Origin of the sequence: Stenotrophomonas rhizophila (genome assembly GCF_003651185.1) — a bacterium.
GTDB lineage: Bacteria > Pseudomonadota > Gammaproteobacteria > Xanthomonadales > Xanthomonadaceae > Stenotrophomonas > Stenotrophomonas maltophilia_Z.
Genome location: NZ_RCDC01000004.1, coordinates 983,850 through 1,002,936, shown reverse-complemented (window position 1 = coordinate 1,002,936; position 19,087 = coordinate 983,850). Strand labels below are relative to the sequence as shown.

Here is a 19,087-nt window from a genome sequence, read left to right as displayed (position 1 = left end):
GGGGGAGAGTTATTCAGCGACCGAGTCGTTGAACGGGTTGACCAGGGCATCGGCGATCAGCTTCTGCTGTTCGATGATGTGGTCAGCCATGTGTCCAGCGGCCGGCGATGCCGAACGGGCGCGACCTGCGTAATGGATGCTCTGGCCATCGGCCAGGCACGCCTGCAGGTGGTGACGGATCTGGTACCAGGCACCCTGGTTCTGCGGTTCTTCCTGACACCACACCACATCGGCCGCCTTGCCATACTTCTTCAGCTCTGCTGCCAGTGCCACGCGCGGGAACGGATACAGCTGCTCCACGCGGATGATGGCGACATCGTCCTGGCCACGCTTGGTCTGGTCTTCCAGCAGGTCGTAGTAGACCTTGCCCGAGCACAGCACCACGCGCTTGACCTTCTTGGCGTCTGCGTTGGCATCGCCGATCAGGTGCTGGAACTCGCCGTTGGCCAGTTCCTCCAGGGTCGACACGGCCAGCTTGTGGCGCAGCAGCGACTTGGGCGACATCACGATCAGCGGCTTGCGGGTGGTCATGCGCATCTGGCGACGCAGCATGTGGTACGCCTGCGCCGGGGTCGACGGCACGCACACCAGCATGTTCTCCAGTGCGCACAGCTGCAGGAAGCGCTCCAGGCGCGCGGAGCTGTGCTCCGGGCCCTGGCCTTCGTAACCGTGCGGCAGCAGCAGGGTCAGGCCGGTGATGCGGCCCCACTTGGCTTCGCCGGCGGCGATGAACTGATCGATCACGACCTGGGCGCCGTTGGCGAAATCGCCGAACTGGCCTTCCCAGATGCACAGGGTGTTCGGATCGGTGGTGGAGAAGCCGTACTCATAGGCCATCACCGCTTCTTCGCTGAGCAGCGAATCGATGATGGTGGCCTGTTCCGGCGACTCGACCAGCTGGCGCAGCGGCAGGTAGTAGTTGTCGGTCTTCTGGTCGTGCAGGATCGCGTGGCGGTGCGTGAACGTACCGCGGCCCACGTCCTGGCCGACCAGGCGCAGGTTGTTGCCTTCGTCGAGGATCGTGGCGTAGGCCAGGTTCTCGGCAAAGCCCCAGTCGCCCGGGATCTCGCCGGCGGCCATCTTGCGGCGGTCGTCATAGACCTTGGCCACGCGCGAGTGCAGTTCCACGCCTTCAGGCACGGTGTTGATCATCTGCGCCAGCTGCTTGACCTTCTCCATGCCGACCGCGGTGGAGACCGCGTCGGAGAGCTTGCCGTTGAGCAGCTTGGGCCAATCCACGTACATCTTGCTGGTGGCCGGGGTCTTTTCGACCTGGGCCAGCTCGGTGGTGACTTCGCCGGCATCGAGCTTGTTGCGGTAGGCATCGACCAGCGCCTTGCCGCCACCGGCTTCGATCACGCCGGCAGCTTCCAGCGCCGCGGCGTACAGCTCGCGGGTGGTCTGGTGCTTGCGGATCACCTGGTACATCAGCGGCTGGGTGATCGCCGGTTCGTCGGCCTCGTTATGGCCCCAACGGCGGTAGCACATCAGATCGATGACCACGTCCTTGGCGAACTTCTGGCGGAACTCGAAGGCCAGCTGGGCAGCAAACACCACGGCTTCCGGATCGTCGCCATTCACGTGCAGCACCGGGGCGGCGATCATCTTGGCCACGTCGGTGGCGTAGCGCGTGGAGCGCGTATCCAGCGGGTTGGAGGTGGTGAAACCGACCTGGTTGTTGACCACGATGTGCACCGTGCCACCGACGGCGAAGCCGCGGGCCTGGGACATCTGGAACAGCTCCATCACCACGCCCTGGCCGGAGAAGGCCGCGTCGCCGTGGATCAGGATCGGCATCACCTGCTTGCGGGCGGTATCGCCACGACGTTCCTGGCGCGAGCGCACGCTGCCGGCCACGACGGGATCGGCGATTTCCAGGTGCGACGGGTTGAACGCCAGCGCCAGGTGGACGGCGCCGCCCGGGGTGGAGACGTCGGCGGAGAAGCCCATGTGGTACTTCACGTCGCCGGCGGAGGCGTGGTCATCGTGCTCGAACTTGCCTTCGAACTCGTCGAACAGCTTGCGCGGGCTCTTGCCGAGTGTATTGACCAGCACGTTCAGGCGGCCGCGGTGGGCCATGCCGATCACCACGTCCTTGACGCCATCCTTGCCAGCGTCACGGATGATGGTGTCCATCATCGGGATCAGCGCATCGCCGCCTTCCAGCGAGAAGCGCTTCTGGCCGACGTACTTGGTGTGCAGGTAGCGCTCCAGACCCTCGGCAGCCGTCAGGCGCTCCAGGGTGCGGCGCTGGGTATCGGCATCCAGGTTGTAGTTGCCACCGGCCAGCTCCAGGCGCTGGTACAGCCACTGGCGCTGCTCGACCTCGGAGATGTGCATGAATTCCGCACCGATCGAGCCGGTGTAGGTCTTCTTCAGGCGCTCCAGCAGGTCGCGCAGTTTCATGCGCGGCTGCCCGGCGACACCGCCGGTGCTGAACTCACTGCCCAGGTCGCTTTCCGACAGGCTGTGGAACGGCAGGCCCAGATCCGGCGGATTGGTCGGCGCGGTCAGGCTCAGCGGGTCCAGGCGGGCGGCCATGTGGCCACGCGAACGGTAGGCGGTGATCAGGCGGCCGACATTGCGCTCGCGCTCGTCGCCGGCACCGGCGGCGGTGCCGCTCTTGACGGCATTCTTGGCGGCGTCGGCAATGTGGGCGATGACGGCCGAATGCGGAATATCACCGGCTTCGCGGCCCTGGAAGCCGTCGAAGTAGGTCTTCCATTTGGGATCGACACTGTCCGGAGAAACGAGGTACTGCTCGTACAGATCCTCGATATAGGAGGCGTTGCCGCCGGCGAGCTGCGAAGATTGCGCAAACTGCTTCAGTTGATTGTCCACGATGGAGAGTCGGATTCGCTTGTGGGGTAAGGCTTCGATGATCCGGCAGGGAAAAGTGAATAGCCCTGCGCGGGCGGTATCTAACACCCCAAATTGTACCCCCATCGAGACAGGAAGGGGCACCGTACGGGCCAGTGCGGGGACCGCGGTGTCATTCCCAGACAGGTTCGGGAGCGTGGGGTGAGCTACAGGCCCAGTGCGCGCAGTTCGCTGCAATCACGCGAACGTTCCCATACGCGCTGCAAACCGTCCTGCAACGGTCGTGAACGTGCAGGCTGGGACAAACCCGCCTCACCGTCGAAGCGGTGGCCACTCAGACGAAAGTAGTAGTCGCCGGCGTCATTGAGCAGACAGGCCGATGCCGTGGCGCGGTCGATCGGATCGCTTGCTTCGCGCACCCGGAATACGCTCGGCAGGCGCTGCAGCAGGGTCAACAGGGGCGAGCCGGCCTGATGGATGGCGGCGCTGTCGTGGACGATCAGCCAGGCATGTTTGTCGTGGCGGGCGGTGGCGTAGCGGCGCAGCGCCTCCAGCACCGGCGGTGCATCAAGCAGGCCGGGGTCAAGCTGGCGGCTGTGGATCCAGAGCTGGCGGCGGGCGCGGTGGACCAGCGCGGTGGTGATCGCCACGGCGTCCTCGGCCCGGTCGATCGCGACCGCCCCGGACAGGGCCAGGCGCATGTGCTGGTGGGCGATGCCGGCCTCTTCGAACACCTCGCCCTCGGGCAGGAAGCCCTGCCGGGTGTAGAACACGCGGGCCGGCAGCTGCGCATGCAGCCCGACCTCGCGCCAGCCACGGGCCCGGGCCTGCTCGATCAGGGCCTGCAGCAGGGCGTCGCCGACGCCTTTGCCGCGCCAGGCCGCAAGCACCGCCATCCGGCCGATCCGGCCCTCCGGGGTGAGCCGGCCGGCACCGATCGGCGTGCCGTCGGTGTCCCGGGCCAGCACGTGCACGCTCAGGGGATCAAGCGCGTCGATCTCCAGCTCGGCCGGTACCTGCTGTTCCTCGACGAACACGGTGAACCGCACCCGGTGCAGCGCGGCGTGCTGCGCCGGGTAATCGACCACGTCAACCTGGAAACCGGAGGCGGCCATGGCGGGCGGGCGGATCAGCCGCGCGGGGGCTCGTCCTTGCCGTCGGTCTCGTCGCTGTCGTCGAAATCGACGATCACTTCGATGCCGTCGTCATGGATGGTGACCTCGTGCACATCGGCCTGGATGGCCTCGTCATCGATGACCTCGACCGCCTCGGTGCCGTCGACGATGTCGTACTCGGCGACGTAGTTGTCGTCGTCCTCGAACCCGGCATCGTCCACCAGCTGGTAGAAGCCGCCGGCGACCAGCGCCTGCACGGCATCGCGGCTCTTGGCCGAGAGCTTCTGGTACAGCGCCGCGCCGATCTGTTCGGCGCCGGCCAGCACCTGCGCATCCTTGACCGGCAGGGCGAAGTCCAGGCCGCTGCAGTACAGGCTGGCACCGCGCTTGGCACGACGCCAGGCCAGCCGCGCCCACGGGTGGCGCTGCAGTTCCACGCCTGCGCCCAGTGCGGCTTCGATTTCTTCGCGCGGCAGCGGTTCGCCGTGCGCCATCACTTCCCCGGCGGCGCGGTAGGTGGTGATGAAGCGGCCGAACCAGTCGCCGAGCCTGTCCGGATCGTTCATGCGGATGGCGTTGAGCGCTTCGACCACGCGGTTCATCGAGACCACGTCGATTTCGTTCGGATCTTCAGGCACCTTCAGGTCCGGATCCTGGTAGCGGATGGACTCGTCGGCACCGTCGATCAGGGTATCGAGGTAGTCGCTGATCAGCTCGGCGGAGGCCGGGGCGCGCATGCCGAAGGAGAAGGTCAGGCAGGGATCTTCGGCGACGCCGTTGTGCGGCACGTTCGGCGGCAGGTACAGCATGTCGCCCGGGGCCAGCACCCAGTCGTGGGTCGGCTTGAAGCGGCGCAGCAGCTTGAGTTCGACGTCGTCGCGGAAGTCCAGCGGCGGGCGCTTGCCCTTGATGGATTCGCTGGCGTCGATCTGCCAGCGGCGATGGCCATGGGCCTGCAGCAGGAAGACATCGTACTGGTCCACATGGGCGCCGACCGAGCCGCCGGTGGCGGCGAAGCTGATCATCACGTCATCCATGCGCCAGCGCGGCAGGAAGTTGAAGTGGCTGATCAGGGCGCGCACGTCGGCGTCCCACTTGTCCACGTCCTGGACCAGCAGGGTCCAGTCGTGGTCGGGCATGCCGGGGAACTCTTCTTCCTGGAACGGGCCGGTGCGCACGCTCCAGCCATCGGTGGCACGATCGTGCGTGATCAGGCGCGACAGCGCACCTTCTTCGCAGGCCAGGCCGGCGAGGTCTTCGGGCTGGACCGGGGTTTCGAAATCGGGGAACGCGCCACGGATGAGCAGCGGGCGCTTCTGCCAGTAATCGCGCAGGAAGGTGGCGGCGGGCATGCCCAGCGGCAGGCCGGGGCGGGCCTGGATGTCGATGACGGGGGTTTTGGTCTTGCGTGCGGCCATGGGGGAGATCCTTGCAGCGTATAGACGGGTATTGGGGGGCGCGACGGTGCCGCGCCCATGCCTTCAGATCGCCTTGGCCAGGTCCGCCGCCAGGCCGATGTAGCCGCCCGGGGTCAGGGCGCGCAGGCTCTGCTTGGCGTCGGCCGGCAGCTCCAGGGATTCGACGAAGGCCTGCATCGATTCGGTGGTGATGCCCTGGCCACGGGTGAGGGCCTTGAGCTGTTCGTAAGGGTTGGGCAGGCCGTGGCGGCGCATGACGGTCTGCACGGCTTCGGCCAGCACTTCCCACGCGGCGTCCAGGTCGGCGTCCAGGCGTTCCGGGTTCACGGTCAGCTTGCCCAGGCCCTTGGCCAGCGAGTCCAGGGCGACCTCGGTGTGGCCGAACGCGGTGCCGACCGCGCGCAGCACGGTGGAGTCGGTCAGGTCACGCTGCCAGCGGCTGATCGGCAGCTTGGCGCTGAAATGCTCGAACAGGGCGTTGGCGATGCCGAAGTTGCCTTCGGCGTTTTCGAAATCGATCGGGTTGACCTTGTGCGGCATGGTCGAGGAGCCGACTTCGCCTTCCTTGAGCTTCTGCTTGAAGTAGCCCAGCGAGATATAGCCCCAGACGTCGCGGGCCAGATCGATCAGGATGATGTTGGCGCGGCGCGCGGCATCGCCGATCTCGGCGACGTTGTCGTGCGGCTCGATCTGGGTGGTGTACGGATTGAACACCAGGCCGAGGCTTTCCACGAAGCGCTGGGCGAAGGCCGGCCAGTCAACGTCGGGGTAGGCGATGACGTGCGCGTTGTAGTTGCCCACCGCGCCGTTGATCTTGCCGGTCAGCTCCACTGCGGCGATCTGGCGGCGCTGGCGCTCCAGACGGGCCACGACGTTGGCCACTTCCTTGCCCAGGGTGGTCGGCGAGGCGGTCTGGCCGTGGGTGCGCGACAGCATCGGCTGGGCAGCCTGGGCGTGGGCCAGGGCGCGCAGCACGCCGGCGATGTTGTCCAGCGACGGCAGCAGCACCTCGCGGCGGGCCTGCTCAAGCATCAGGCCGTAGCTGAGGTTGTTGATGTCTTCGCTGGTACAGGCGAAATGCACGAACTCCAGCGCCGGGCCCAGCTCGGCATCGGCGGTGAGCTGCTCCTTGATGAAGTACTCCACGGCCTTGACGTCGTGGTTGGTGGTGCGCTCGATCTCCTTCACCCGCGCGGCGTGGGCCGGGGCGAAGTCATCGGCCAGGGCCCGCAGGCGCGCGGTGGCAGCGGCCGAGAACGGGGCCAGTTCGACGATGCCCGGCTCATTGGCCAGTGCCAGCAGCCATTCCACTTCCACCTTCACGCGGGCCTTGATCAGGCCGTATTCGGAGAAGATCGGGCGCAGGGCGTCGACCTTGCCGGCGTAGCGGCCATCGAGCGGGGACAGGGCGAGCAGGGCGAATTCGGACATGGCAGGGCGCAGATCGGTGGCAGCGGGGGCCGTCATTCTACGCTGCCCCGGCGTCCTCGGCCTGTGCCATGCGCACCGTCACCGCCTGGATCCGGTGCCCGGCCATGCGCTTGATCGTGAACAGGTGCCCGTCGATCTCCAGCTGCTCGCCTTCCTCGGGCAGGCGCTGGAGCTGGTGCACGATCAGCCCGCCGACCGAATTGAGGTGGTCCGGCGCGCTCAGGTCATGCCCCAGCAGCCGCTCCAGCCGGAAGATGGAGGTCGAGCCGGCCACCAGCAGGGTGCCGTCCGCGCCGCGGGTCGGGGCGTCCTTGACGACATGCGGGTGCTCGTCCTCGATATCGCCGACCACCACTTCCAGCAGGTCTTCCAGGGTGAAGTAGCCCAGGATGCGGCCGTGTTCTTCCACGCACAGTGCCAGGTGGGTGGTGCCGGTGCGGAAGCGCTCCAGCACCAGCGGCACCGGGGTCTCCAGCGCGATCAGGTTGGCCGGGCGCAGCAGCGGGCGCAGATCGTCGGTTGGGTTGCCGCGGGCGATTTCCACCAGCAGGTCCTTCATGTGCAGGATGCCGAGCACTTCCTCGCCGTCGCGGTCGAACCAGGGGTAGCGGCTGTAGCGGCTCTCGGCGAACTCGGCCATCACGTCGGCCAGGCTCATCCCGTCGCGGAACGAACGCATATGGTCGCGTGAGCGCATCAGGTCGCCGGCCACCAGTTCGGGCAGTTCCAGGGCGTGGCTCATCAGGGTGAGGTCCTGGTCCGGCGCGCTGCCGGTGGGCTGCTGGCGGCCCACGATGAGCTTGAGCTCCTCGCGCGAATAACGGTGCGAGGTGTGCTCCACATCCCCCCAGCCGGCCAGGCGCAGCAGCGCGTTGGCGCTGTTGTTGAGCAGCCAGATGGCCGGGTACATCGCCCAGTAGAACAGGTACAGCGGTGCGGCCGTCCACAGTGACATCGCTTCCGGGCGGCGGATCGCCATCGACTTCGGGGCCAGTTCGCCCAGCACGATGTGCAGGAACGAGATGATGCTGAAGGCGATGATGAAAGCGGTCAGGCGCGAGGCTTCCGGGGTCAACCCCAGCGTATCGAACAGCGGCTGCAGCAGATGCGCGAACGCCGGTTCACCCACCCAGCCCAGGCCCAGCGAGGACAGTGTGATGCCCAGCTGGCAGGCGGACAGATACGCATCCAGGTGCGCGTGCACGTTGAGCAGCAGGCGCCCACGCCAGCCGTTTTTTTCCGCAAGGCCCACGGCCTGGGTGTGGCGCAGCTTGACCAGCGCGAACTCGGCGGCCACGAAGAAACCGTTGAGCACCACCAGCAGCAGCGCCAGCGCAAGGAGCAGGAGGTTGCCGATCATTCGCGGCCCCGCAGCGGCGCTGCCAGGGGCGAGGGGGTACCCGCGGTCGCCGGGGCGGCGAGGGCGGTCATCGGTGCGTGCGCGGCGGCACGCCCGGTACTACTGTCGGGATCGTCACCCATGGGGGCGGCAGGCTGTCTGAATGGAAGCGAATCCCGAGTCTAGCCGATCCATCGCGGCCTTGGGTTTCAACGGCGCTTGGGAGTATCGTGATGCGAGCCGCCAGCCAGGGAATCAGGCCCGTTGCCAGCCGCAGGTTCCCTTTCATCCACGAAAGATGTGCGGAGTTGAAGCAATGAGCAAGGGTTTCAGGATTGAACACGACAGCATGGGCGAGCTGCAGGTGCCCGCCGATGCATTGTGGGGCGCGCAGACCCAGCGCGCCGTCGATAATTTCCCGGTGTCGGGCCAACGTATGCCGCGCGGTTTCATCCGCGCGCTCGGCCTGGTCAAAGGCGCTGCGGCGAACGTCAATGTCGAGCTGGGCCATCTGCCGCGCAACATCGGCAAGGCCATCGAAGCGGCGGCGGCGGACGTTGCCGACGGCCGCCACGACGCGCACTTCCCGATCGATGTGTACCAGACCGGTTCGGGCACCTCCTCGAACATGAATGCCAACGAGGTCATCGCCACGCTCGCCAACCGCGCGGGCAAGGCCGGCAAGACCGCGGTGCATCCCAACGATCACGTCAACCAGGGGCAGAGCTCCAACGATGTGATTCCCACCGCGCTGCGTGTCTCCGCGCTGCTGGGCGTGCATGAGCAGCTGCTGCCTTCGCTGGTGCACCTGCGCAAGACCATCGACAAGCGCGGCCGCGCACTGCGCAAGGTGGTCAAGACCGGCCGCACCCATCTGATGGATGCGATGCCGCTGACCTTCGAACAGGAATTCGGCGCGTGGTCGGCGCAGTTGTCCTCGGCCCAGGATCGGATCGAAGACAGCCTCAAGCGGCTGCGTCGCCTGCCATTGGGTGGCACGGCGATCGGCACCGGCATCAATGCCGACCCGCGCTTCGGCGCGCTGGTGGCCAAGCAGCTCAAGCAGCAGACCGGCATCAAGTTCGACAGCGCCGAGAACAAGTTCGAAGGCCTGGCCGCACAGGACGATGCGGTCGAACTGTCCGGCCAGCTCAATGCGTTGGCGGTGGCACTGATCAAGATCGCCAACGACCTGCGCTGGATGAATGCCGGGCCGCTGGCCGGGCTGGGCGAGATCGAACTGCCGGCGCTGCAGCCGGGCAGCTCGATCATGCCGGGCAAGGTCAATCCGGTGATTCCCGAAGCCACCGTGATGGTGTGTGCCCAGGTGATCGGCCACCACACCGCGATCACCGTGGCCGGCCAGACCGGCAACTTCCAGTTGAACGTGACGCTGCCGCTGATCGCGGCCAACCTGCTTGATGGCATCCATCTGCTGGCCAACATCACCCGCCTGCTCGCCGATACCGCAATCGCCGGGTTGAAGGTGCGCGAGGATCGCGTCCGCGAGGCACTGGATCGCAACCCGATCCTGGTGACCGCCTTGAACCCGATCATCGGCTACGAGAAGGCGGCGGCAATTGCCAAGCGCGCCTACAAGGAACAACGCCCGGTGCTGGACGTGGCCAAGGAAGACAGTGGCCTGTCCGAAGCCGAACTGCGCAGGTTGCTGGATCCGGCGGCACTGACTGCCGGTGGCATCCATGGCGGTGGAGGTGGGGGCGGTTGACCGCTCGCACTACCTGAAACGAAAAACGGGCCGAACGGCCCGTTTTTTTGTGCGTGAGCTCCGTATCGGCCGGCGGGCCCCAGGGCAAAATCAAGGAGGAGGCCGTCGCCGCCAGGCGGCGGACGGGGGACATTTGCCCAGGGGCCTGCCGGTCACTGCGGGGCTCGCGCACACACTCAGTGGCGAGCGGCCTGCAGGTTGCCGAAGGTTTCGGTGTAGTCCTTGAATTCCGGAATCTTCGTGATCAGGTCCGGCGGGATCGGCTGCATGCCCTCGGGGACCTGGATCTTCACCGAGCGCTTGGCCGGGTCCGGCGGGGCGTCGGTCAGGGTGTTCTGGCGCAGCACCTGCAGCTGGCCGAACATGCCCTGCAGCATCGCCTGCTGCTCTTCGTTGAGCGGAATCTCGATCTCATCGATCTTCATGTGCCCGTTGGGCAGGATGATGATGTTCGGCGCAGGCGCGCGGCGCACGGTGACCATGCCGTCGCTGACGGTGATCTTCGGCTTGCTGCGCTCGGCGCGGTGATTGCGGTACTCCTGATCGCAACCGGTGGCGACCAGGCAGAACAGGGCGAACAGCAACAGACTCAGCTTCTTCATGAGCAGGCAACGCATGCGACGGGAAGGGGGATTGTAGTCCTCCGGCGCCGGGAAGGGCCTGCCTGCGACGCATCGTCGCAGGCAGTGCCGGGATTACTTGCCGCAGTCGTCGATGTCGCTCTGGTCCATCGTTGCGTAGGGCTGGAAGGCCGGCAGCGCAGCGGCCAGCGCCTGCTGCTTCACCATCATGCCGGGTAGCAGCCCGCACAGCTTCTTGGCCTGGTCCTCGATTTTCCTGGCCTCGTCGTTCACGCGCGCCTCGATGCCCTGGGTGTCGCCGGAGAACATGCCCTTGATGGCTTCGCCGGCCGCCTTCACGCCGAGATTGGCACCGGCCACGCCGATCTCCATGCCGGCACTGGCCAGCTGCTCGACCTGCTTGCGGTAGTCCAGCAGCAGCGCACGCTGGTGGGCATCCACGGTAACGGCCTTGCCATCAATGAGCAGGTCGCCCTGCGGGCTGATCTCCGCCTTCGGGGTCTTCCCGTTGGCGATGGAAATGTTGCCCTGGCTGATCTCCCGGCGGGCCTTCTCGGTGGCCTCCTGCACGGTCTTGCCGATGCCATCGGTATCCAGCGTGCTGGTCGCCGGGGCGGCGGCGCTCTGGTCGGCGGGCGCCTTGCCCTTGCCACTGTCGGGGGCGGTACAGGCTGCGATCGGCAGGCACAACAGCAGGGCAGGCAGCAGCAGTCGAGTCGTCATGATGCGTATCCGTCAGAGGAGAAGAGAGGCTTACTTGCCGCGCGGCAGTTCCACCCGGCCGCGCACGTTGCTGTGGCGGATGTCGCCGCTGCCGCTGTTGGCCACGCGCAGGTCGCCGCCGACATCGCGCGCGGTGACATCGCCGGAGCCATGGCGGTCCACGGTGACGCTGCCGCCGATATCGCGCAGGTCGGTGTCGCCGGAGCCGACGGTGCCGACGCGCACGTTGCCCTTGGCTTTGCGCACATCGGTATCACCGGAGCCGACCACGCCGATCTCGACGTTGCCACCCACGGTATCCAGCTCGAAGTCGCCCGAGCCGATCGTGCCGACCTTGGCATCGCCGCGGATGTTGCGGGCCTTGAAATCGCCGGAACCGACCGACAGCAGGTTCAGCGCACCGGCACCGTCGAGGATGACATCGCCCGAGCCGACCGCTGCGGTCACCAGGCCTTTGATCTGCTGAACCTTGATGTCACCCGAGCCGACGTCGGCGCTCAGCGAGTGCGCACCGGTGACGCTGGCATCGCCGGAGCCAACCTTGAGCTGGACCAGGATCGAGTCCGGTACGGTGCCGCGCATGTCCAGGTAGGCATAGCTGCTGCCGCTGATGGTGAGCGTGTTGCGGGCGTCGCGCTGCAGGCGGACGACCAGCTTGTCGCCGACCTTCTGCTGGGTCACGGTCAGTTCGCGCAGCCAATCCGCATTGGAGGCGCAGGCGCGCCCCCCGAGCTGGGCCGCACCCGGCCCGGCCTGCAGCACCAGGTCGTGCTGGTTCACTTCGAACACCACCGCCTTGGCGCCGGCCAGGTCGAGCTTGAGGTCACGCACTTCGTTGAACTTGCACTGCGGTTCATCGGCGAGGGCGGTCAGCGGCAGCAACAACAGGGAAGCAACAGCGAGCGTGCGGATCATGGGTGGCTCCTCAGTGAAGGGCAGGGATCAGATTTCGCCGGCGCGGCGGCGCAGGCGGATGGCCAGGAACAGGAACACCACGCCGGCGGCGGCACCGATCCACAGTTCCGGCATGGCGAAGGTAGCCAGCTGGTGGCTCGGGCCCAGTTCGTTGACCAGGTTGTCCATGTTGCCGTTGCCGCTGAACATCGACTCGCCGCGGTAGAACTGGTCGCTGGCCGGGACCGCGCTGAGCAGCAGGCGGCCCACGATGTGCTTCCAGAACCAGCCGCCGGTCAGGTCGAACAGGGTCATCACCTTGGTGGTGCTGACGATGATGCCGGCGAACAGCGGCAGCATCACCGCCCACAGGAACGGCTTGGTCTTGGCCCAGGCCGAGCACAGCAGCAGCCAGCCAACGGTCGGCAGGGCCCAGAGCAGGTAGACCGGGATCCAGGACAGGTGACCGGCGAGAATGGTCAGTGGGCTGGCCGGGCCCCAGATCAGCAGCATCGGGTCGCCGCCGTGGGCGATCACCACGATCGAGATCATCACCAGGAAGCCGAACATGGTCAGGGCCGAGGCAATCACCGCGATGAGCGGGGCGATCAGCAGCGCACTCACGGCCTTGGACAGGACGGTGGACGTATCCGACAGCGGCAGCGACTTCCAGAACAGGATGCTGCGATCGCGACGGTCGTCGTACAGGGCGCCCAGGCAGTAGAAGAACACCACGAAGGCGAGCACGATCAGCGGCCAGCCCGAGCTCAGGATCAGGGTCAGATCCAGGCCGTTGGCCAGGTCATGCAGGTTCTTGGCATCGAGCTTGCTGGTCAGCAGGCTCAGGTCCAGTCCGTTGATGCTGACGTTTTCGTCGTTGAGGTGGAGGCCGCCACTCTTGACCGCACGGTGCATGGCCACCAGGCCGAACACGATGCCGAGCAGGCTCATCACCAGCGAGATGCCACCGGCGATCACCGGCGCATACAGGAACCCGCCACGGTTTTCCCAGTACTCACGCTTGAGCAGCCACTTGAACGAACTGGCCTTGCTGATGGGGTGGTTGACGGTGTTCATGCGTAGGTTCCCTTCATGATGGCCACGAACAGATCCGCCAGCCCCGGGCTGCGGATTTCCCCCAAGGGCGTGAGTTGGGCGCGTGGCACCCCGTCGAACAGCAGCACGGTCTTGCCGAAGGGCAGGGCGCGTTCGTCGATCGGCTTGAGTGCGCGCGCGGCCTCGACGGCATCGGCCGACACCAGCACTTCGGTATAGCGCTCGCCGATGTCTTCCATATCGGTGGTGAGCACGATGCGGCCATCACGGATGAACATCACATCGGTGAGGATGTGCTCGATCTCTTCCACCTGGTGGGTGGTGACGATGATCGTCTTCTGCTCATCGAAGTAGTCCTCCAGCAGACGCTGGTAGAACTCCTTGCGGTACAGGATGTCCAGGCCCAGGGTCGGCTCGTCCAGCACCAGCACCTTGGCATCGATGGCCATCACCAGGGCCAGGTGCAGCTGCACGATCATGCCCTTGGACAGTTCGCGCACGCGCTGCTTGGGATGCAGCTTGGTGGAGGCCAGGAAGCGCTCGCAGCGCGCCCGGTCGAAACGCGGATGGGTGCCGGCGACGAAATCGATCGCCTCGCGCACCTTCATCCAGCGCGGCAGCACCGCCACGTCGGCGATGAAGCACACATCGTTCATCAGGGCATTGCGCTGCTCGGTCGGGTCCAGCCCGAGCACGCGCAGCTCGCCTTCCACCGAGGTCAGGCCGAGCAGCGCCTTGAGCAGGGTGGTCTTGCCGGCGCCGTTGGGGCCGATCAGGCCGGTGATGCGGCCGGGCGCGATCGTGAAGCTGGTGTTGTCCAGCGCCACGGTCTGTTTATAGGCCTTGCGCAGGCCTCGAGCGGAAATGACGACATCACTTGCAACGGCATTCATGAGGATTTCCCCTGGGGCAGCAATTCGTCGAGGTTCAGGCCCAGGCGCTGGATGCGCTCCAGGACCAGCGGCCATTCTTCATTGAGGAAGCGGTCGCGCTCGCTGCTGCGCAGCTGCGTGGCCGCTTCCTCGGTCATGAACATGCCCAGGCCGCGGCGCTTTTCGACCAGGCCTTCATCAGCCAGTTCCTGGTAGGCGCGCGATACGGTGATGGGGTTGAGCTGGTACTCGGCGGCAACCTGCCGGACCGAAGGCAGGGCGTCGCCGGGCTTGATGATGCCGTCAAGCATCATGGCGATCACGCGCTCTTTCAGCTGGCGGTAGATCGGAGCACCATCGCTCCATTGAATATCGCTCATGGTCAGCTCCGTGGGTTCAGCGACTGCGCGAATGAGAAGTAAGGCATGGACAGGGAGCTGTGCAGCCGGCGGGGGGGCGTGGGGGCGCCGTTGGCGGTCCCTGCCTCGATGACGCCTGCGTCCTGCGGGCCTTCAAACACATCGGCGCTGGCAGGGCTGCCAGCGTCACCGGAGGGGGTGCCGAACCAGCCGAGCAGGAGCAGCGCCGAGGCGGCGGTGACGGCTTTGGCGGCGTGGCGGTGGCGCATGCGGTTCATGGGCTTCCCCTGTCTAGGTGACTGGTGTTGTATGCAACTATAACACCGGCACGCCGAAGATCAACAGGGGGCGATACCCAACTGATGGCAGGGGCCTGGCGGCCCCGTCCGGAATCTCCCAAGTCTTTGAATGGAAAGGATGTTTGTTGGATGCGCGACGTCGACATGCGCCAGCGCACATTCATTGATGTCAATGGTATGGCAAGCCGTAAGCGCATTCAGGCAATGGGATGCGGATGCCCGCTACCGCAACCGACACCGCCAAACGCGGCAAAGCAGCCCCCGAATGCGCTGGGCCCGCGCCCTGCATGGGGCGCTGCGACCGCGTTGCTTGCGTGTGCCTGAAACCGGCGGACCGGCGGCGTCCGGCGGCAAAAACACCGGTGATATAGTGCCCGCCGCAGCCTTGGCAGCCCTTGCCAGGCCCGTTCACCCCCTCGTTGTCCCCACTTTGGAGTGTCGCGATGCACCACGTGTCTCTGTCGTCTGTCCGTCGCGACCGCGCTGCGCGCCGGGCGCCTTGGTCCCTGCTGTTGCTGGCGGCCAGCCTGCTGGTGGGCGCGTCGGCCCAGGCGGCCGATCTGCTGGATGTGAGCTACCGCCCGCTGGCCGGCAAGGGCGAGGTCAACCTGGCCAAGCAGTACGGCGGCAAGGTGCTGCTGGTGGTCAATACCGCCAGCAAGTGCGGTTTCACCCCGCAGTACGAAGGTCTGGAGGCGCTGCAGCGCAAGTACGCCGCGCGTGGTTTCTCGGTGCTTGGCTTCCCCTCCAACGACTTCAAGGGTCAGGAGCCGGGCGATGAGAGCCAGATCCAGGAGTTCTGCACGCTGACCTACGGCGTGAAGTTCCCGATGTTCCAGAAGGTGGTGGTGACCGGGCCGGATGCGACGCCGCTGTACCGCAGTCTCGCCACCGCCACGGGCGTGTCTCCGGGCTGGAACTTCCACAAGTATCTGATCGGCCGCGATGGCCGGGTGGTAGCGCAGTTCCCGAGCAAGGTCACGCCGGACGATCCGAAGCTGGTGGCGGCGATCGAACGTGAACTCTCTGTCACCACCAACACGCGCTGACGATATCGACATCTCGGACGCGCGTGCGACAATGGTTGCTTTCGCGCCGACGTCGGCGTCCAGTCACTTCCAGGAATGCAGCGAATGAAGATGGGAATGCGCGGCGCCGCGGCGTCGGTTCTGATTCTGGCGATGGGTGCCACCGGTACCGCGATGTCGCAACAACCAGCCGCCCGCGCGGCTGTCAAGGAGACTTCCACTTTGAACACCCAACGGGAAAAGCTCGGCTACGCCATCGGTATCGATGTGGCCAATTCGTTCGGTCCGATCTCCAGCGAGATCGACCTGGCCGCCCTGCGTCGCGGTGTGACCAATGCCTTTGAAGGCAAGCAGCCGCTGATCAGCCAGGAAGAGGCGCAGAAGACCGATGCCGCCCTGCGCCAGGCCGTGATGGCCAAGAGCGGCCAGCCGGTTCCGGGCGTTGCGCCGGGCACCGCGCCGCCGAAGGTGGACCGTGAAAAGGTCGGCCTGATGCTGGGCAGCTTCGCCGTGGGCCCGTCGCTGGCACCGCTGAAGGACGATCTGGACCTGGACGCGCTGTTCGATGCGGTCAGCACCACCTTCAACAACGGCACTCCGAAGATGAGCGCCGAGCAGGCCAAGGCCACGCTGGAAGGCTTCATGAAGGGCAAGCAGGCTGAAATGGACGCCAAGTCCGCCGCCCAGGCCGGTACCAACCGCGTGGATGGCAACAACTTCCTGGCCAAGAACAAGACCGCGCCGGGCGTGGTGACCACCGCCTCGGGCCTGCAGTACCAGGTGCTGCGCCCGGGTTCGGGCGAGCGCCCGATGCCGACCAGCAAGGTGCGCGTGAACTACGAAGGCAAGCTGCTCGACGGCACCGTGTTCGACAGCAGCTACCAGCGTGGCCAGCCGATCGAGTTCGGTCTGGACCAGGTGATCAAGGGGTGGTCCGAAGGCGTTTCGCTGATGCCGACCGGCTCGAAGTACCGCTTCTGGATTCCGGGCGAGCTGGCCTATGGCGAGCAGGGCACCCCGGGTGGCCCGATCGGTCCGAACGCGACGCTGACGTTCGACGTCGAGCTGCTGAACGTTCTGCCGTAACGGATCTGGAGCACCACCGCCCATGCGCGTTGCGATTTTCGGTACCGGCTACGTCGGTCTTGTCACGGGTACCTGCCTGGCCGAGGTTGGCCACCAGGTGATCTGTGTCGATATCGACCAGGCCAAGGTCGACGGCCTCAACAACGGGATCGTTCCGATCTATGAGCCCGGCCTGGAGCCGATGGTCAAGGCCAACCACGATGCGTCGCGGTTGACCTTCACCTGCGACGCCGCCGCCGCGATCGCGCATGGCCAGGTGATTTTCATTGCCGTGGGCACGCCACCGGACGAGGACGGCAGTGCCGACCTGCAGTACGTGCTGGCCGTGGCCCGCACCATCGGCCGGCACATCACCGTGCCGGTGGTGGTGGTGAACAAATCGACCGTGCCGGTAGGCACGGCCGACAAAGTCCGTGAGGCCATCGCGCAGGCGCTGGCCGACCGCGGCGTGGAGATCGCGTTCGACGTGGTCTCCAACCCCGAATTCCTCAAGGAAGGTGACGCGGTCGCCGACTGCATGCGGCCGGACCGCATCGTGGTGGGCGCGTCCAATCCCGAATCGGTCGCGCTGATGCGCCGCCTGTATGCGCCGTTCAACCGCAACCACGACCGCGTGGTGGAGATGGACGTGCGCTCGGCGGAGCTGACCAAGTACGCGGCCAACGCGATGCTGGCGACCAAGATTTCGTTCATGAACGAAATCGCCAACATCGCCGAGAAGGTCGGTGCCGATATCGAGCAGGTCCGCCAGGGCATCGGCTCGGATCCGCGCATCGGCTGGCACTTCATCTACCCCGGCGCCGGGTACGGTGGCTCGTGCTTCCCCAAGGATGTGCAGGCGCTGGCCCGGACCGCCCAGCAGTACGGCCATGAGCCGAAGCTGTTGAACGCGGTCGAAGCCGTCAACGAACACCAGAAGGGCCATCTGTACGCCCTGATCCAGCGCCACTACGACCGTGGCGAGGATGAAGGCGTGCGCGGCAAGACCTTCGCGGTGTGGGGCCTGGCGTTCAAGCCCAACACCGATGACATGCGTGAAGCCTCCAGCCGCCGCCTGCTGGCGCAGCTGTGGGAGGCCGGTGCGCAGGTGCGCGCCTACGATCCTGAAGCGACCGAAGAAGCGCGCCGCATTTTCGGTGAGCGCGATGATCTGGTGTTCTGCGACAACGCTTATGACGCCCTCGAGGGCGCCGATGCGCTGGTCGTGGTGACCGAATGGAAGCAGTTCCGCAGCCCGGATTTCGTCCGCCTGCGTGAAATGCTCAACGATGCGGTCGTGTTCGACGGCCGCAATCTGTACGACCCGCAGGACATCGAAGCCGCGGGCCTGGCTTATTACGGCATTGGCCGGGGACGTTCGTTGAATGCATGAGTCCACACCCTCCGAGCGCGAACAGGCACTGGAAGCACGCCTGATCGAGCTGGAAATGCGCGTCTCCTTCCAGGAGCAGGCGTTGGCCGAACTGAGCGAGGCCCTGGCCGATGCGCGCATGGAAGGCAACCGCAATGCCGACCTGACCCGCATCCTGCTCGAAGACCTCGGCAAGGTCCGCACCGCGTTGTATTCCGATTCGGCCGAAGAGCCGCCGCCGCCGCACTACTGATCTGACGTCATGAGCGATACTCTCCGCGACCAGCTGCTGGGCCTTGGCTTCAAAGCCGCGCCCAAACCCGAACGAACCAACGACCGCAAGCCGGATCGTCGACCCGACGCGCGCCGCGATGGCCGCCCGGCCGGCAAGCCGCAGGGCGCGCGCCCGGCCGGCAAGCCCGGCGAGGGCCAGCGGCCCGCCCGCGACGGCGAGCGCCGCCCGCAGGGCAAGGGCCGCCCCGCTGGTGCCCGCCCGCCGCAGGGCGCACCCGGCAAGCCGCGCTCGCGCGAGGACATCGACCTCGCCAAGGCGTATGCGATCCGTGCGCAGAAGGAAAAAGACGACCGTATCGAGGCCGAGCGCCTGAAGCAGGAAGAAGCCCGTCTGCGTCGCGAAGCCAAGGCCAAGCTGGAGGTCCTGCTGGAAGGCAAGTCCCTCAACGCTGAAGCGGCCGACATCGCGCGCCACTTCCCGTACGGCGGCAAGATCAAGCGTATCTACGTCACCGCCGACCAGCTCAGGGCACTCAATGCCGGCGAGCTCGGCGTGCTGCAGCAGAACGGCCGCTATGTGCTGGTGACTGCCGCGGTGCTGGCCGAAGCCGAAGCGGTGTTCGCACCGTCGGTGGCGCTGAAGGTCGATCCGGATGCGCCGGCCGGTGAAGATCCGTATGCCGATCCGCAGTACCAGGTGCCCGACGACCTGGTCTGGTAAACCAACGCAACCATTGTTGAACGCACTGGGC

18 protein-coding genes are annotated in these 19,087 nt (G+C 66.2%); 6 read left to right on the top strand and 12 right to left on the bottom strand.

Annotation, left to right across the window (positions count from 1 at the left end; translation table 11 throughout):
* Positions 1–9: 9 nt before the first annotated feature.
* From BCL79_RS04515 to BCL79_RS04495, 5 genes are all read right to left on the bottom strand, one after another.
* Entirely contained in the window at positions 10–2,841 is a 2,832-nt protein-coding gene (locus BCL79_RS04515) for a 2-oxoglutarate dehydrogenase E1 component (protein WP_121037962.1), read from the bottom strand.
* 185 nt (positions 2,842–3,026) lie between these two features.
* Positions 3,027–3,935 (bottom strand): GNAT family N-acetyltransferase, encoded by a 909-nt coding sequence (locus BCL79_RS04510; RefSeq protein WP_121037959.1) that lies wholly within the window; start codon positions 3,933–3,935, stop codon positions 3,027–3,029.
* A gap of 14 nt (positions 3,936–3,949) precedes the next feature.
* Positions 3,950–5,353 (bottom strand): cupin domain-containing protein, encoded by a 1,404-nt coding sequence (locus BCL79_RS04505; protein ID WP_121037956.1) that lies wholly within the window; start codon positions 5,351–5,353, stop codon positions 3,950–3,952.
* A 63-nt stretch (positions 5,354–5,416) separates the two neighbouring features.
* Positions 5,417–6,784 (bottom strand): adenylosuccinate lyase, encoded by a 1,368-nt coding sequence (purB, locus tag BCL79_RS04500; RefSeq protein ID WP_121041127.1) that lies wholly within the window; start codon positions 6,782–6,784, stop codon positions 5,417–5,419.
* A gap of 37 nt (positions 6,785–6,821) precedes the next feature.
* On the bottom strand, positions 6,822–8,144 hold the full coding sequence (locus BCL79_RS04495) for a hemolysin family protein (RefSeq protein WP_121037953.1): 1,323 nt from the start codon (positions 8,142–8,144) through the stop codon (positions 6,822–6,824).
* Positions 8,145–8,439: 295 nt separating this feature from the next.
* Here BCL79_RS04495 and BCL79_RS04490 point away from each other — a divergent pair, with 295 nt between their 5' ends.
* Positions 8,440–9,852 carry a class II fumarate hydratase gene (locus tag BCL79_RS04490; protein WP_121037950.1) on the top strand — a complete coding sequence of 471 codons (1,413 nt, stop codon included), beginning with the start codon at positions 8,440–8,442 and terminating at the stop codon, positions 9,850–9,852.
* 176 nt (positions 9,853–10,028) lie between these two features.
* Here BCL79_RS04490 and BCL79_RS04485 read toward each other — a convergent pair whose 3' ends face one another.
* The 7 genes from BCL79_RS04485 to BCL79_RS04455 form a co-directional block, all read right to left on the bottom strand.
* Positions 10,029–10,454 carry a hypothetical protein gene (locus BCL79_RS04485; RefSeq protein WP_121037947.1) on the bottom strand — a complete coding sequence of 142 codons (426 nt, stop codon included), beginning with the start codon at positions 10,452–10,454 and terminating at the stop codon, positions 10,029–10,031.
* A gap of 93 nt (positions 10,455–10,547) precedes the next feature.
* Positions 10,548–11,156 (bottom strand): DUF2884 family protein, encoded by a 609-nt coding sequence (locus BCL79_RS04480; RefSeq protein WP_121037944.1) that lies wholly within the window; start codon positions 11,154–11,156, stop codon positions 10,548–10,550.
* Positions 11,157–11,186: 30 nt separating this feature from the next.
* Positions 11,187–12,071, bottom strand: coding sequence for a hypothetical protein (locus BCL79_RS04475; RefSeq protein WP_121037941.1), 885 nt, complete (start codon positions 12,069–12,071; stop codon positions 11,187–11,189).
* A gap of 27 nt (positions 12,072–12,098) precedes the next feature.
* Positions 12,099–13,127 (bottom strand): hypothetical protein, encoded by a 1,029-nt coding sequence (locus BCL79_RS04470; protein ID WP_121037938.1) that lies wholly within the window; start codon positions 13,125–13,127, stop codon positions 12,099–12,101.
* On the bottom strand, positions 13,124–13,999 hold the full coding sequence (locus BCL79_RS04465) for an ABC transporter ATP-binding protein (protein WP_121037935.1): 876 nt from the start codon (positions 13,997–13,999) through the stop codon (positions 13,124–13,126). Before BCL79_RS04465 ends, BCL79_RS04470 begins: the two co-directional genes overlap by 4 nt.
* Positions 13,996–14,358 carry a GntR family transcriptional regulator gene (locus tag BCL79_RS04460; protein WP_019185943.1) on the bottom strand — a complete coding sequence of 121 codons (363 nt, stop codon included), beginning with the start codon at positions 14,356–14,358 and terminating at the stop codon, positions 13,996–13,998. Before BCL79_RS04460 ends, BCL79_RS04465 begins: the two co-directional genes overlap by 4 nt.
* A 2-nt stretch (positions 14,359–14,360) precedes the next feature.
* Positions 14,361–14,615 carry a hypothetical protein gene (locus tag BCL79_RS04455; RefSeq protein ID WP_121037932.1) on the bottom strand — a complete coding sequence of 85 codons (255 nt, stop codon included), beginning with the start codon at positions 14,613–14,615 and terminating at the stop codon, positions 14,361–14,363.
* A gap of 464 nt (positions 14,616–15,079) precedes the next feature.
* Between BCL79_RS04455 and BCL79_RS04450 the strand changes: the two genes are divergently transcribed.
* The 5 genes from BCL79_RS04450 (at position 15,080) to BCL79_RS04430 (ending at position 19,056) form a co-directional block, all read left to right on the top strand.
* Positions 15,080–15,685 carry a glutathione peroxidase gene (locus BCL79_RS04450; RefSeq protein ID WP_121037929.1) on the top strand — a complete coding sequence of 202 codons (606 nt, stop codon included), beginning with the start codon at positions 15,080–15,082 and terminating at the stop codon, positions 15,683–15,685.
* Between the two features lie 84 nt (positions 15,686–15,769).
* Positions 15,770–16,750 carry an FKBP-type peptidyl-prolyl cis-trans isomerase gene (locus BCL79_RS04445; protein ID WP_121037926.1) on the top strand — a complete coding sequence of 327 codons (981 nt, stop codon included), beginning with the start codon at positions 15,770–15,772 and terminating at the stop codon, positions 16,748–16,750.
* A 22-nt stretch (positions 16,751–16,772) separates the two neighbouring features.
* Positions 16,773–18,122: a UDP-glucose dehydrogenase family protein gene (locus tag BCL79_RS04440; RefSeq protein WP_121037923.1), complete on the top strand. Its 1,350-nt coding sequence runs from the start codon at positions 16,773–16,775 to the stop codon at positions 18,120–18,122.
* The gene (locus BCL79_RS04435) at positions 18,115–18,354 is read left to right on the top strand and encodes a SlyX family protein (protein WP_019185948.1); all 240 of its coding nucleotides are present in this window, start codon (positions 18,115–18,117) and stop codon (positions 18,352–18,354) included. Before BCL79_RS04440 ends, BCL79_RS04435 begins: the two co-directional genes overlap by 8 nt.
* A gap of 9 nt (positions 18,355–18,363) precedes the next feature.
* Complete coding sequence (locus BCL79_RS04430; protein WP_121037920.1) at positions 18,364–19,056, top strand: DUF2058 domain-containing protein; 693 nt, start codon at positions 18,364–18,366, stop codon at positions 19,054–19,056.
* Positions 19,057–19,087 lie beyond the last annotated feature (31 nt).